Raw genomic sequence first — 14,730 nt, forward strand, 5'->3', positions numbered from 1 at the left:
ATCAACTTAGGTCCTTAATTTATTTATGAAAAAATTAGCACTACTTCCCTTATTAGTTCTACCGCTATCTTTTAATGTTACAGCGGCAGATTCTGGCGTATACATTGAAGCTTTTACGGGGCACTCTGATTCACTTGGTAACCCTGACCGTGATACTCGTACCGCAGGCGCATCAAACAATGGTTTGATAGAAGATATTGAACTGGATGATGACACAGTAGCAGGTATTAAGCTGGGCTATAGATTCAACACAAACTGGCGAATAGACCTTAGTTATTTCAATAGCGAAAGAGATAACGATTGGAGAACTGAATTTCCAGGAGGGGCAAGTTCATACTTTAACTCCAGCATGAAATCTGAAGTGTATATGCTGTCTGTGTATTACCAGACTAGAGTCAATAATTGGCTTTTACCTTACGTCTCAGCAGGTATTGGCAACAGCAAAAACAAGCTCACGAATATTGAGGAAAAGTTTACTGAAAATGGCGCTGTTGGGGCTTATGTTAATAGCAATAGTGAAAATAGTCTCGCTTATAAGCTTGGGGTTGGGGCTGATATTCAACTTAGCAATAATGTGTATTTAAATGTTGATTACTCAGCTTATTATTTAGGTGATATGTCTTCAGATAATTCCAGAAATTTTGTATCCCCTTCTTCGAATCAAAGCATTGGTGCCTATAAGTTTGATAATGTCTGGGTTGATGTCTACTCACTTGGACTGAGATATCAATTCTAAAATTAACTTTAGAAACACTAAGAAGGAGCCAAATTTTGGCTCCTTTAATCATTTCCAATCGGAAATTCATCGAATAATTGCACTTCCGATGCTGGATCAGCGGTGTCGAAGACATAACTTTTAACCGTTCCCGTCTCAGTATCGAGAATCGAAAACGTGGTTAGCTGGTTGCTGGAAACGAATGGTAATGTCGGAAACGCTGTATTTAATAAATTCATCGGACTGAAAACGCTTGGTTGGATCATTTTCCGTCCATGTGGATCACCATTAGCAGCATAGTTAGTTGGATCCCAACGTGGGTTTTCCGAATTCAACTCTATCCAGAAGTTGGCTTTGCTATTGCGATTGTTTTGTTGATATTCGCCGGTTGGATCGTTGTAATAAGCCCCTAGTGTATTCCCGACATTGGAGGTTTCCAGATAATGCATCTTGCCGACTTGTGTTCGGTTCCACAGGTGCGAATGACCGATTTGCACTAGATCAACCTCATGTTTCATTAATAACGGCTCAATATCCCTCACCCAGATATCATCTCCCAGCGGGTACTGATAACGAATCTCACTGATCGATGCTAACTTTGGTAATACGATATTTTGCCAATCTTGTGGGCTGATAGGAAAGGTTAGCTCTGTCAGTTTTTCGTTATCGTTTTCATCTGTTTCGACTAGCTGCATCGATGGATTCGCCAGCACAGGCACCACATTATCGCCCAGTCCAAAAATACCTTGATGGGCGAGCACTACTTTAAATTTGGCTTGTTTAAAGGCTTCTGATTGCAACACAGATTCTAACCATTGGTATTGCTGTGACTGGGCATCAAAACGCTCGAATATAAATTCACCAAAGCCCCAGGCATCTGGAATTTGCAGCTCGGATAAGGCTTCAACAAACTTGCTGCGATGCTGACCGCTCACATTCCACGAACGCCAGATCCGCGAGACATTCATTGAGATCAGAAACACATCACCAAACGCCATGGCGTAATATTCTTTGCCGCGTGGGCCATCCTCCGGGAAGGAAAAAATCTCTAGATAAGTTTGCTGGTTATGCGAGTTATCCTGAATCCATTGCGCTTTTATCTGTGGATCATTATCAGGATTGATCTGCTGTTTTAATTGTTCATAGGCGAGTTCAACATACCAGCGCGGCTGCGGATCATTAAAGCTGTTATTCATTCTGTGATCGGGCTGCTGTGGCAGAAACCGGCCCATCACTTCATGATTACCAATCGCGGCAAATAGCGGAGAGTGTTGCAAAATTTCTCCACCGTTATATGGCGAGTCAGGTTTGAGTTGCTGATAACGTCCCTGCATGGTTGGAAAAAAGGGCGGCGCGCCATCTTCGATTTGATCAAACCATTCCGAAGCCCGATCGGGGATATTGACCAGATCACCAGCAAAGAAAACGGCATCGGGTAAACCGATAGTTTCCACCACTTTTTGGTAATTGGCGGGAGAGTTGGTTTTGGATTGCAGATCCGATGTGAGCAAAATTTTCAGCGGCTGATTTTTCTTGGGTAGTGGTGTCATCGTAAACACATCACTGGTGATGCTCTGTCCCGTTTGTGTCGTGCTGGTCACAACATAATTCACGCGTTTTCCGGCAATCAATCCTGTTGCGGTGGCTTCATGGCGATAAACCTTTCTCAGGGTAAGCGTCTGATAATCCTGTCCCGGCTGGAAGGAATCTGCATCTTCAAACATCTTAGTCATCTTAGTGGTTGTCGCCTCGGCAATTAAACCATCAGCATATTTTAGTTGATGGCTTTGCCCTTCAAAGTTGGTAAACCACACCACATTGACTGAATCTGCGGTGGGCAGTTGAAGAAAGGGATCACATAGTAATTGCATCGTTGTTTCGATACTTTCTGGTACTTTTTTGACCACTGTTTCTCCCGATGCATTAAAACTAAATAAAAACATACAACCCGCAATAATCAGACTCAACTGCGTTAGCTTTGAAACGAACATGCAGCGTGATCTCAAATAGAGTTTAAGGGAATTTCTCTACTGAGTATCGGTAAAGCGTGTTACCAAAGCATGATCATCTGGTTGGTCTGATAACAATCATAAATTGATTAACATCAGTTAACGCGAACGACGGAACAATCTGTCACGTTAACCATCTATTTCGTGTGTTTAGAAACATTCTAAAACGTAACTAACCCATGGAGACGTTATGGATATCGACTTTACCGGTGAATATTTGGTTAATGATCAAGATGTGACATTTTATGCCGTGGCAAATAATCAAACCGTGGCGTGTATTGTTTCTACAGCTGCTCTAGATGATTTGGCTGATCCCGATGATGAGATGGATGCAGAAACGGTGTTTTTGGAACATCAGTATAAATTTGAAGAAATCGCTGAGGGATTGATCCTCAATCATAAAGTGGTTGATGGTGAGTTACATATTGATCGTGGTGAACTCTAATCAGCCGTACTCACTTCATTGCCGTTGAGGTTTTTCAGTATTGAACCGATCAGCCTATTCTCAAAATGATGATATTTCTTTTTTATTAAATGACGTTCGTAGTTGTCGGTTTTGCGCCGAAATGCTACCGGTTGAGCCCCGTCCGGTTGTGCAATTTCATCCTGAAGCACGCATCCTGATTGCCGGTCAGGCGCCCGGACGAAAAGTACATGAAACTGGTTTGCCTTTTAATGATGCCAGTGGTGAGAGATTGCGATCGTGGTTAGGCATATCAAGGGAAGTTTTTTACGACGAACGACGTATTGCGATTGTTCCTATGGGCTTTTGCTATCCGGGGACAGGCAACTCAGGAGACTTACCGCCTCGCCCCGAATGCGCTCCACTATGGCGGGAGGCTTTGCTGTCACAATTGAAACAACTTCGTCTTAGCTTGGTAATTGGTCAGTATGCTCAGGCATATCATTTTCAAAATAACACCAATACGTTGACCGAGAATGTTACGAATTGGCGTGAAACCTGGCCTTATATGGTTCCATTGCCTCATCCCAGCCCACGTAATAATCGTTGGCTAAAAAATAATCCATGGTTTGAGGAAACGTTATTACCGGAGTTACGCCATCAGGTGGCTCGAGTCCTATCTGATTAAGAATGTTGAATGGCGTGATAGGCAAAACTACATAATGGAATGTTATAAAGTGAAAAGAGTACCAATGAGTTTATGAATTTGCAGATATGCTGTCTGCAGGTGCCGGATCCTTAAGAGGTAAATGATGAAATCACTACCTGACAATGTTGTCGCTTATAAACGTACGCCGGAATTTGATCAAAACTCTGTGCCGACCGGTCTACTGAATAATCATCAAACCAAAGAAGGAGTTTGGGGAAAGATAGTGGTGATGAGTGGCAAGCTGCAATACACCATCCAACAGCCATTTGAAGAAATAGCGTTAGATTCAAATAAATACGGGGTGGTGGAGCCCACTGTATTGCATCAGGTAAAACCCATCGGGCCAGTCAGATTTTATGTTGAGTTTTACCAGTAAAAGATAGTTACGCTGACGTTTTAAGCTGAGTCGCGGAATTGCGATTCAGCTTGCCTTTGCCATCTTCACGGATCGGCATCACATGCACTAAGTTCAAATCCAGCCTGATGCCTAGTTTTGTTCCCACGGATAAACTGTTACGAAATGACCCCGATAAGGTCAACACAAACTCGGCTCCGGGTACTTCTTCTACCGTTAATGTGAGCAGATTAATTTCGCCTAAATGCCTCGATTCAGTCACTTCGGCATTGAAGTCATTTTCCTGGGCTATTTCATGCTGTTTAATTAAGGCAATTCCATCACTCGGGATAACCCAATTGACCGGCTGGCCCTCTGGAAGCCGTCCTTTATCGCGAACCTGTAATATTGGTTGTTGAGTTACCTGCAGAGCTTCACTTCTCCATCGTAATAGCCCTTGTCCCGTTTGCTCTGCTGGGCCAATCCATTCACCAACAAACCGGTTATGTATACCGACTAAATCGGCAACCCGTGCATTGCGAGGCGCATTGTAAATATCCGAAGGCGTACCTTGTTGGAGGATCTGACCGTTATCGATCACCACCAGCTGATCGGCCAGCATTCGCGCTTCATTCAAATCATGGGTCACTAAAATAATGGGTATGGCTAATTCATGACGTAAATCCGCCAGCAGCTTGTAAAGACTTTGACGATTCATCTGATCCACTGCCGAAAACGGTTCATCCAGCAGCATCAATTTGGGTTCCCGAGCTAGTGCTCTAGCTACAGCTACGCGTTGTTGCTGACCTCCCGATAAATCGGCAGGTTTACGGTGTTGTTCGGCATTCGTTAAACCAACGTGATCCAGCCAACGTTTAGCCTGTTTGAGCCGTTCAGATTTAGGTAAATGTAATAATGGCAGCGATACATTTTGAATGGCGTCAAAATGCGGCATTAGCGCGTAGTTTTGAAACACCATGCCAACATGACGACGTTGTGGCGGCAAACAAATATTGTTGTCGGTATCACACCATATCTCTTCGTCAACAATGACTTTGCCCTGTTGGGGGTGCATCAAGCCAGACAAAATCCGCATTAATGATGTTTTACCTGCCCCCGAAGGGCCAACCAATGCCAATAACTGCCCAGATTCACAATGAAAGCTGCCTTTCAATGGCATTGGCAGTGATTGTTCTATTGTGACTTGCAGGACGGGAGAATTAGTCTTCATCGTCTTATCGCCAATCGTGCAGAGGCGAAAAATGAGGCGACCACAGCTGCTAATGACAAGATCAATAATGTAATCGCCATTTGATTGGCACCATCAAGATCAAACGATTGAACCCGATCATAGATCGAGATGGCGATGGTTTTGGTTTCACCAGGAATACTGCCGCCGACCATTAATACCACGCCGAATTCGCCCAAGGTATGCACAAATGTCAGCACCATGCCGGATAAAATGCCCGGCCAGGCCAATAGCAATTCAATACGCCAAAAGCTTTGCCATTTACTTAAACCGCTAACGGCAGCTGCTTCGCCTAATTCTCTTGGGATAGATTCAAAAGCGCGTTGAATGGGTTGCACCAGAAATGGGATATTGAAAATAACTGAGGCAATGACCAGACCGAGAAAGTTAAAGGTTAACCGAATGCCAAAGGTATCGTTTAGCCATTGCCCAACGGGTGAGCCGCCGCCCATCGACACCAATAAATAATAACCTAAGACTGTTGGCGGTAAGACCAATGGTAAAACCACTAAGCCTTCTATCCATGCTTTATACGAAACATTGGTATAGGCCAACCATCTGCCCAGTAATAATCCCATCGGCAATAACACAAGCAAAGTGATTGCGGCCAGTTTTAATGAGAGCGTGAGGGCTTCCCAATCCATATTTCTCAGTTGCCTAAAAGATAATTAAGGGTGAGCGTAGCCATAATTCTGCAAAATGGCTTGTGCTTCGGGCGTGGTCATAAATCTGTAGAAAGCCTGTGCTGAGGGAGGAGCATCTTTCATCAACACCATCCGTTGTTTGAGCGGCTGATGCCAGCTTTCTGGAATCAATTCAAACTGGCCTAGTTTTACCATTTGTGGGGACACTGCTAGTGATAGAGCAATAATGCCACCCTGGGTTGAACCAGAAGTCGCAAATTGTGCTGCTTGCCCAATGTTTTCGCCGTAAACCAATTTGGGTTTTATCTGATCCCACAGTCCTGCGTGTTGCAGCGCTTCTTTAGCACGTTGCCCATAGGGTGCATGTTCAGGGTTTGCAATAGCAAACTTTTCAATATTGCCGGCGTTAAGGGCTTGTTTCAGATTGTTTAGTTCTGCATCCGCTTTGAATGGTGCTTGGTGGGGAACGAATATTCCAATACGGCCAACGGCGTAGGTTTGTCCGCGGTCTTCGGTTTTGCCAGCATCGGCTAATTCATAAACAAAATTTTCATCGGCAGATAGAAACAGATGAAATGGAGCACCTTGCAAAATTTGTGTTTTAAAGTTTCCGGAAGAGCCAAATACTAAACGAAGAGGCTGGCCGGTTTCCTGCTCAAATAAGGTCGCGATTTCTTCAATAGCAAATTTCAGACTAGCTGCCGCCGCTACATTTAGCTCGTCAGCCTTTGCCGGAATGCAGAGCAGCAATATACAAAAACTGACGATCAATTTAATAGCTTTCATGGTGCCCTTTAGAGCGAGAAATATCGTTAGGTTTATTTAGACATAACGCCCAATATAATGCATGTGACTTGTTACAACAACTCGTTGAGAGAGAGGAGGTTAGTCGGTTAAAGCACGAACCGCGGCTAATTCTTTGGCGGCTTGTGCATTAAGTTGTTTTTCAAGGGCATCGTATTTCTCAACCAGCTGCTGCCCGAGAATCGTTAACGAGGTGCCACCACCACCTTTACCACCACTGGTGGTCTCAACCACTGGTTTACCAAACCCCTGATTGAGTGAATCTATCAGTACCCAGGCACGTTTATAGGGAATGCTCAGTTTTCGTGCTGCCGCCGCGATGGATTTCAGTTCGGCGACTGTTCTTAGTAGATCAACCTTTCCTGGTCCAATAGCTAAGCCTTTGCCCAGATAGATTCTGGGACGAACTAAAACGACATCATTTTTTTTGGCTGTTGTACGCATGACGGTAGCCTAACCAAAAGCGAGGTTGAAGGCCATACTATTAGCTAGCAAAAATAGAATAAATTTAGGTTAAAGCTAGGCTGATTTTTATGGGTTTTAATAGTCGTTGTTTAATGCAAGGTAAACAGCAGATAATGGCCACAGGTTAATCATGGAGAATATAATGAAAATTATTGCTTTAATCATCAGTTTGTCAGCCGTTGCATTAGTATCTGGCTGTGCTGTGAAAACATCGGGTGTTAAAAAAATTGGCCCGGATACTTATACAGTTTCAGCCGATCATTTGAATGCATCCAAGGCAAAAGCCTCAGTTTTGGAACAAGCTGGCGTGTATTGTGCCAATCAGGGGCAAGAAGTTTTAGTGACCAAAACCTTAAAGCGTCAGCAGATGAAGTACTTTTATGATGTGACGTTCTTGTGTTTGGATAAAGGTGATCCTCGTTTGGTCAGCCCTGAATATGAAACAACAGTCGAACCAAGATAATCGTTTCAATCGTTGGTTAAAAATAAACCCGGCAGGTCGTTAGCGATCTCCGGGTTTTTTTATAGATAGGGTTTAATGTCTGTTAAAGACTGTATGCAGTATTCTGCTTTAGGGTGATTCATAATTATTCAGGTAAAGCATTCTGCTTTATCTTCTTTGTTTAGCGCTTTCGCTGATTGTCTCATTCAAATCGGAGTAGTTGATATGCCGATAAAACCTATTACCATTGCTTTATGGCTGGTGTTATATCTGGTGATTGCTTTGCTACCGATGATGATCGCAATGGGTATTGATCGCCCTGCCCCGCGAAACTTGGTAGTGGAAATCGGCTCGATGTTGGGTTTATTAGGGCTAGGTATGTTGGCAACCCAATTGATTATTTCTGGGCGACATCGATGGTTTGCCGGTGATGTAGGCCAAGATAATTTATTGCAGTTTCACCGACGCACCGGCATTGCTGCTTGGTTATTTATTTTGTCACATCCTGTTTTGCTGATGATTGGGGATAGCCAGTTTATTGCCTGGCTGGACCCTACTGAAGACTGGTTGCGTGCCAGTGGCGTAATTGCTTTGGCATTAGCGGTGTCTGCTCTGGTTATCGGTTCATTATGGCGAAAAGAGCTGGGTTTGCAGTATGAAACCTGGCGAACCCTGCACGCCAGTTTGTCGTTATTTGTCGTCGCTGGTGGATTGGGACATGCGTTAATGGGCAAACATCATACGGATGGCTTATTAACCCAGGTATTGTTGATAGCCGTGATAGCCATTCCATTGTTACTATTGCTGGAAACGCGCTTATTGCGGCCATATCGTTTGCAAAAACGTCCATGGAAAGTGGTTGAGTCTGAGGAAACCCGCGCCGACTCTACCGATCTTATTTTAGTGGCGGACGGACATCCAGGGATGAATTTTAAACCGGGTCAGTTTGCTTGGCTGACCATGGGGGATTCCCCGTTTTCCACTCAACAGCATCCATTTTCGATGGCTTCTAGTTCAAGTAATCCGGGACATTTAGAATTTGTCATCAAGGAAGTAGGCGATTTTACGAAGTATCTATCAAAGGTAAAACCGGGTGACACAGCCTTTCTGGAGGGGCCGTATGGAATCTTCACCCTAGATCCAAAAGCCCAGCGTCGAGCGGTATTTATTGTCGGTGGTATAGGAATTACACCAATACTCTCAATGATTCGCAGTAGACTAGATGAACGTAATGAAAGTCCAATGTGGCTGATCTATGCCAATAAATCTGAAGATGAAATTATCATGCGTAATACACTGGATGCGTTTACGGAAAAGCTTCCTTTACAAGTGATACATGTGCTCTCTGAGCCATCAGATGAATGGATGGGTGAATCTGGCTATGTGGATGAAGATTTGCTGAATGAGTTTTTGCCAGAAGATGCAGAAGATATTGATTACTTTGTTTGCGGGCCGCCGCCAATGATGGATTTGGTCGAACCCGAGCTGCATAAACGCGGGGATAACAAACGTCGGATTTATTCTGAACGCTTTAATTTGGTCTAAGGAGTTTATATGTTGCATATATATGCTCGCCGAATAGGGAGTGTGATTTCGGTGGTATTACTGCTGATCGCACTCATAGTGGCTTGGCAGTTTGCCGGCTAAAAATAACAATACTGGGGAATAAAATGATCGTCACGTTTAGTACTAAAGCGTATGCCAACATCACCATGATGGGGGATGTAGCTAAAGACATGCTAAAAATTATGGGGCATAGCGGTACCGTTCCAGGGGCATTTCAACCACAAGACTTACCAACAGCCTTGGCTAATCTGCAAAAAGCTGTTGATTCCAGCAAAGTGGCTGAACAAGATCCAAAAGAGGGTGAATTTAAACCAGGTCTGTCACAACGTGCCTTGCCATTAATTAACTTGTTAAACGCGGCAATTGAAGCTGATGCTGATGTCATGTGGGATGGAAAATAACATCCGGTAACTTCTTCACAAGCTTGTTAAATAGAGCGAGAAAATTTATTAACGAATAATCCACCTGCACTCTGCGGAAATTCGATTTTCTGCGGTATGATTAGACTAGCGATTGGCTTTCGATCGGTAATCAGACTAGGGAGTCATATCGTGGAACCGGCTTATTTTCTTTATGCCTTTGCTGGTGGCTTGCTGGCAATGATTTTACGGCTGCCTCCGTTGGCCGGATTTCTTGCCGCAGGATTTTTACTGAATTATTCGGGTTACGAACTGACTCCAACCCTTGAGGCTATCGCCAATCTTGGTGTGACCTTATTACTGTTTACCATCGGTCTTAAACTCAATATCCGCACCCTGTTGCAATCCGAAGTATGGGGTGTGGCCAGTTTACATGTCACCTTATCCAGCTTGATATTTGTAGGGATTTTGGGACTGCTGAAGTTCGCCGGTATTTTGCTGATGCAATCTACCGATTGGACCGCGATTGTGATTCTGGCTTTTGCCTTATCGTTTTCCAGCACTGTGTTTGCCGTTAAAGTCCTTGAAGAACGAAGCGAAACTCAGTCGTTTTATGGTCGCGTGGCGATTGGTATATTGATCATGCAGGATATATTTGCAGTGATCTTTCTGTCTTCCACCACTGGTTCACTGCCTTCAATCTGGGCAATAAGTCTATTTTTACTCATTCCGGCCGCACCTTTTTTACGCCAATTATTAGACCGTCTTGGCCATGGTGAAATGCAGGTATTGTTTGGCTTTGTACTGGCATTAGTGCTCGGCTATAAATTATTTGAACTGGTCGGGTTAAAAGGCGATCTTGGTGCCCTGATCATGGGCGTGTTGCTGGCGCCACATAAAACTTCGGCCAATCTGGCCCGATCATTATTTAATATCAAAGAATTGTTTCTAGTCGGCTTTTTCTTGTCGATAGGTCTCACTGCCTTACCTAATTGGGAGCATGTGGGACTGGCACTGTTGCTGTTAGTGTTGTTACCACTGAAAACAGTTTTGTTTGTGGTGATGTTTCCTCGCTTCAAATTACGCATACGCACCTCCGTTTTGACTTCCCTGACACTGACTAATTATTCAGAGTTTGGCTTGATTGTGGCAGCCCTGGCGATGTCGGAAGGCTGGCTGAGCAACGATTGGCTGGTCATACTTTCGTTATCCGTCGCGATGAGTTTCGTGGTGTCCGCGATATTAAATAACTACAACGAACGGGTGTATCAGTTAAGCCGTTCTCGGTTAACTGAGGTACCCACGGGCGAGTTACATCCGCACGATAAACCTATCGAGTTAAATTCGACTCAAGTGGTCATTTTAGGAATGGGCAAAATTGGCCGTGGAGCGTATCAACGTCTAGAGCAAAAATACGGATTGAAAGTTCTTGGTATTGATAACGATGAAAACAAAATTTCTCGTTTAAACGACAAATTTAAGATCGTTGAAGGTGATGCAGTGGATTCCGATTTCTGGGACAAACTGTTAATGAGTGAGCAAATACAACTTGTCGTACTGGCCATGCCACATCATGCCGGTAATGTGTATGCTTTGAAACAGTTAAAGGGCCGTGACTTTAAAGGACATGTGGCTGCGATTGTCGAATATTCTGATGAAGTTGAGCGACTGAAAAATCTCGGTGCTGATGAAGTGTTTGAAGTCTATGAAGGGGCGGGTTTGTCGCTCGCCGATCAGGCAATGCAGAAGATTGAGATTAAAGATTAGGTTACTTAATGAGATAACCTAATCTTTTCCTTGAAAAACCAGAACATGATGTAAATGGCTTTACCATTGCAAAGTTAATTTTCTGAATTTAATTCTCAGCCAATATATCGTCGCTATGGTTTAGAGTCTTTTTGTTTTCACGCTTAAGCTTGGACATTGTCTTTAAAACCCAAACAAAAAATATGGGCACAAACACCACGCCTAAAAATGTCGCGCTTAACATTCCACCAATAACTCCGACCCCCAAAGCCTGTTGGCTGGCTGCACCCGCACCACTTGCTAATGCTAATGGGACGACACCCAATATGAATGCAAGGGAGGTCATAATAATGGGACGAAATCGAAGTTTCGCCGCTTCAACAGCTGATTCAATAATCGTATGACCCTGAGCGTGTAATTCTTTGGCAAACTCCACAATCAAAATGGCATTTTTTGCTGACAAACCAATGATAGTAATCAGACCAACTTTGAAATACACATCGTTAGGCATGCCAAGAATCGTTACGGCGAGAACCGAGCCTAATGCACCAATTGGCACAATCAGCATCACTGAAAACGGTATAGACCAACTTTCGTAAAGTGCGACCAGTAACAAAAATACGACCAAAATCGCCAAAGAGAATAAAAAAGGTACTTGTGCACCAGCCGCTTTTTCTTGATAGGAAAGTCCTGTCCATTCAAAGCCAATCCCTTTTGGCATTTCAGAAACCATGCGTTCAATTTCAGCCATTGCCTGACCAGAACTATAGGTTGGTGCGGCATCTCCAGCAATTCGGATGGATGGATATCCATTGTACCGAGCAACTTGTACTGCACCGTTTTCCCATTCTGTTGTAACGAAGGCACTAAAAGGCACTTGTACACCGTTACTATTTTCGACATTTAACTGTGAAACATCTTCTGGCGTCATGCGAGCATTTACATCTGCTTGAATGACGACACGTTGAAGACGACCGGCATTGGCAAAATCACTCACAGTTGCCGAGCCAAATGCAGTAGAGAGCACACTGTGAATGGCTTCAATTCGGATACCCATCGTTTCAGCTTTCTCACGATCGATGTTGACTCTCAATTGTGGCGATTCTGGCAACCCTTCCATCATTGCGTAAGCAATTGTGGGAGAGCTGTTTGCTTTAGCAAGTAATTCGTCCCGTGCATTTAATAATGCTTCGCGTCCCAATCCTGCACGATCTTGTAATCGCAATGCAAAGCCGCCAGAATTCCCTAATCCTTCAATGGCAGGAGCCATCACTGCCATGATGACGCCATCACTCACATTGGCAAATTCCTGATTAAGTGCTTCTGTTTCATTCTTGGCAGATTGCCATTTTTCTCGTTCAGACCATTCTTTCAATGTAGGAAATAAAATGCCTGCGTTATCTCCCATACCTGAGAAGCTAAAGCCCATTACTGAGAACACGTCCTGCATGGAATCACGTCCAATGAGAAAGTTTTCCAGTTTTTTTATGGTGGCATCCGTACGCGAATAGGTTGCGCCTGAGGGTAATTGGGCATCTACGATGAAGTACCCTTGATCTTCTTCTGGCACAAAAGACTCCGGCAACTGGCTGTAAAAATAACCTAAGGTAAGAATAAGGCCTAGATAAATGCCCATATATCTCCCAGTTTTTTGTACAAAGTTGCTGTTCAGCCCGACATATTTTTTTGTGAGCCAACCAAACTTGTTATTGAACCAGCCAAAAAAGCCTTTCTTTTCTTCGTGATGTCCTATTGGGATAGGCTTTAATAATGTGGCGCATAATGCTGGCGTTAGGCTGAGCGCAAGAAAACCTGAAAAGAGAATGGATACAGCAAGGGCAAGAGAGAACTGCTGATAAATCACGCCTACGGAGCCATCCATAAACGCAAGCGGCAGAAAGACGGCGGAGAGTACGAGTGTAATCCCCACGATAGCACCAGAAACCTGTTTCATTGCTTTTCGGGTTGCTTCTTTAGGAGATAAGCCTTCGGTAGCCATAAGGCGTTCAACGTTCTCAACAACCACTATTGCGTCATCGACCAAAATACCAATCACCAGAACCATACCGAACATGGTCATCATGTTAATTGAGAAGCCTAAAACCGACATCACAGCAAATGTTCCAAGCAAGCATACCGGGACGACGATGGTCGGTATCATCGTATAGCGGATATTTTGAAGGAACAGGAACATCACCAGAAATACCAGTACCATGGCTTCGAGTAAGGTATGTATGACCTTTTCAATCGCGACCTTGACGAACAGGGATGTATCATAAGGAACAGATGCTTCAACATCTTTTGGCAGATTTACCGAGAGCTCCTCAAGGCGCTTTTTAACGGCTTCTACCGTTGCAATTGCGTTCGCTCCAGGCGCTAGCTGAACGGCACCAGCAACAGCTTGTTTTCCGTTCAAGCGGGTTTCAAAATTGTAATCTTGTCGACCAATTTCAAGCTTGGCAACATCAGATAATCGAACAATAGAACCATCTCTATTGGCTCGTAGAATAATTTGACCGAATTCCTCTGGCGTATCAAGCGTACCTTTTACCACCAGTGTTCCAGTGACCTCTTGCTCAGATAAGCTTGGGCGTCCCCCAAAACTGCCCGCTGGAACTTGAGCATTTTGTGCGGCGATAGCAGCGCTTATATCCGCCATGGAAATGTTATAACCACGCAATTTTTCTGGATCAATCCAAACACGCATGGCTGCTTCTGATCCGAAGTATTGAACCTTACCTACACCCGGCACTCGTCGAATTTCATTATTGATTTGACGTGTTGCAACATCGGCAAGACCCACAATATCTTTGTTGGTGTCATCACCTTTGTAGGTCAATGAATAAATCATGAGAAAGCCAGCATTTGCTTGCTCCACCTGTAGACCTTGGCGTATCACTTCAGCAGGTAAACGAGCTTCAGCGGTTTTGATTCGATTCTGCACATCTACTTGCGCCAAATCAGGGTCAGCCCCGGGTTCGAATGTGACGGAAATTTCAGCTGTCCCATTTGAATTGCTTGTTGAATCGTAATAAAGCAGATTTTTTGCGCCGTTGAGTTCTTCTTCAATGATATTGGTAACGGTTTCGACCAAAACCTGAGCAGAAGCGCCTGGATAGGTGGCAGTAATCACGATTTGTGGAGGTGCCACAACCGGAAATTGTGAAACTGGCAATGATGGGATTGCTAACAGTCCTGCTAGAGCAATGAAAATAGCTACAACCCAGGCAAAATTGGGACGTGAAATAAAGAAATTTGGCATGGTTTACCCAATAATCAGCTGAA

General features: G+C 44.1%; 14 protein-coding genes. 8 read left to right on the forward strand and 6 right to left on the reverse strand.

Translation table 11 applies throughout. The features are described from left to right. Positions 1–25 precede the first annotated feature (25 nt). Complete coding sequence (locus tag ACN0V2_RS07735) at positions 26–736, forward strand: outer membrane protein (protein WP_417550232.1); 711 nt, start codon at positions 26–28, stop codon at positions 734–736. A 44-nt stretch (positions 737–780) separates the two neighbouring features. Here ACN0V2_RS07735 and ACN0V2_RS07740 read toward each other — a convergent pair whose 3' ends face one another. Further along, complete coding sequence (locus ACN0V2_RS07740) at positions 781–2,622, reverse strand: metallophosphoesterase (protein ID WP_417550233.1); 1,842 nt, start codon at positions 2,620–2,622, stop codon at positions 781–783. 292 nt (positions 2,623–2,914) lie between these two features. On the opposite strand from ACN0V2_RS07740, the gene ACN0V2_RS07745 reads away from it, so the two are divergent. The 3 genes from ACN0V2_RS07745 (at position 2,915) to ACN0V2_RS07755 (ending at position 4,212) form a co-directional block, all read left to right on the forward strand. Beyond that, positions 2,915–3,169: a DUF1488 family protein gene (locus ACN0V2_RS07745; RefSeq protein ID WP_417550234.1), complete on the forward strand. Its 255-nt coding sequence runs from the start codon at positions 2,915–2,917 to the stop codon at positions 3,167–3,169. A gap of 40 nt (positions 3,170–3,209) precedes the next feature. Next, positions 3,210–3,815: a uracil-DNA glycosylase family protein gene (locus ACN0V2_RS07750; protein ID WP_417550236.1), complete on the forward strand. Its 606-nt coding sequence runs from the start codon at positions 3,210–3,212 to the stop codon at positions 3,813–3,815. Between the two features lie 121 nt (positions 3,816–3,936). Further along, on the forward strand, positions 3,937–4,212 hold the full coding sequence (locus ACN0V2_RS07755) for a DUF1971 domain-containing protein (protein ID WP_417550237.1): 276 nt from the start codon (positions 3,937–3,939) through the stop codon (positions 4,210–4,212). Positions 4,213–4,219: 7 nt separating this feature from the next. On the opposite strand, the gene ACN0V2_RS07760 is transcribed toward ACN0V2_RS07755, so the two are convergent. From ACN0V2_RS07760 to ACN0V2_RS07775, 4 genes are all read right to left on the reverse strand, one after another. Beyond that, entirely contained in the window at positions 4,220–5,401 is a 1,182-nt protein-coding gene (locus ACN0V2_RS07760) for an ABC transporter ATP-binding protein (protein WP_417550238.1), read from the reverse strand. Then, positions 5,398–6,063, reverse strand: coding sequence for a molybdate ABC transporter permease subunit (gene modB / locus ACN0V2_RS07765; protein WP_417550239.1), 666 nt, complete (start codon positions 6,061–6,063; stop codon positions 5,398–5,400). Before modB ends, ACN0V2_RS07760 begins: the two co-directional genes overlap by 4 nt. A gap of 24 nt (positions 6,064–6,087) precedes the next feature. Beyond that, a complete protein-coding gene (modA, locus tag ACN0V2_RS07770; RefSeq protein WP_417550240.1) occupies positions 6,088–6,849 on the reverse strand; it encodes a molybdate ABC transporter substrate-binding protein in 762 nt (253 codons plus the stop codon). Positions 6,850–6,948: 99 nt separating this feature from the next. After that, positions 6,949–7,311: a winged helix-turn-helix domain-containing protein gene (locus ACN0V2_RS07775; RefSeq protein WP_417550241.1), complete on the reverse strand. Its 363-nt coding sequence runs from the start codon at positions 7,309–7,311 to the stop codon at positions 6,949–6,951. 163 nt (positions 7,312–7,474) lie between these two features. Here ACN0V2_RS07775 and ACN0V2_RS07780 point away from each other — a divergent pair, with 163 nt between their 5' ends. The 4 genes from ACN0V2_RS07780 to ACN0V2_RS07795 all read left to right on the forward strand — a co-directional run bounded on the left by ACN0V2_RS07780 (position 7,475) and on the right by ACN0V2_RS07795 (position 11,466). Beyond that, positions 7,475–7,795 (forward strand): hypothetical protein, encoded by a 321-nt coding sequence (locus ACN0V2_RS07780; RefSeq protein WP_417550242.1) that lies wholly within the window; start codon positions 7,475–7,477, stop codon positions 7,793–7,795. Between the two features lie 204 nt (positions 7,796–7,999). After that, positions 8,000–9,319 (forward strand): ferric reductase-like transmembrane domain-containing protein, encoded by a 1,320-nt coding sequence (locus tag ACN0V2_RS07785; protein WP_417550243.1) that lies wholly within the window; start codon positions 8,000–8,002, stop codon positions 9,317–9,319. A gap of 125 nt (positions 9,320–9,444) precedes the next feature. Continuing rightward, positions 9,445–9,741: a DUF1840 domain-containing protein gene (locus tag ACN0V2_RS07790; RefSeq protein ID WP_417550244.1), complete on the forward strand. Its 297-nt coding sequence runs from the start codon at positions 9,445–9,447 to the stop codon at positions 9,739–9,741. Positions 9,742–9,891: 150 nt separating this feature from the next. Next, on the forward strand, positions 9,892–11,466 hold the full coding sequence (locus ACN0V2_RS07795; RefSeq protein WP_417550245.1) for a cation:proton antiporter: 1,575 nt from the start codon (positions 9,892–9,894) through the stop codon (positions 11,464–11,466). A gap of 88 nt (positions 11,467–11,554) precedes the next feature. Here ACN0V2_RS07795 and ACN0V2_RS07800 read toward each other — a convergent pair whose 3' ends face one another. Beyond that, the gene (locus tag ACN0V2_RS07800) at positions 11,555–14,707 is read right to left on the reverse strand and encodes a multidrug efflux RND transporter permease subunit (protein WP_417550246.1); all 3,153 of its coding nucleotides are present in this window, start codon (positions 14,705–14,707) and stop codon (positions 11,555–11,557) included. Positions 14,708–14,730 lie beyond the last annotated feature (23 nt).

The sequence above is a fragment of the Methylophaga sp. genome (genome assembly GCF_048266885.1).
Lineage (GTDB): Bacteria > Pseudomonadota > Gammaproteobacteria > Nitrosococcales > Methylophagaceae > Methylophaga.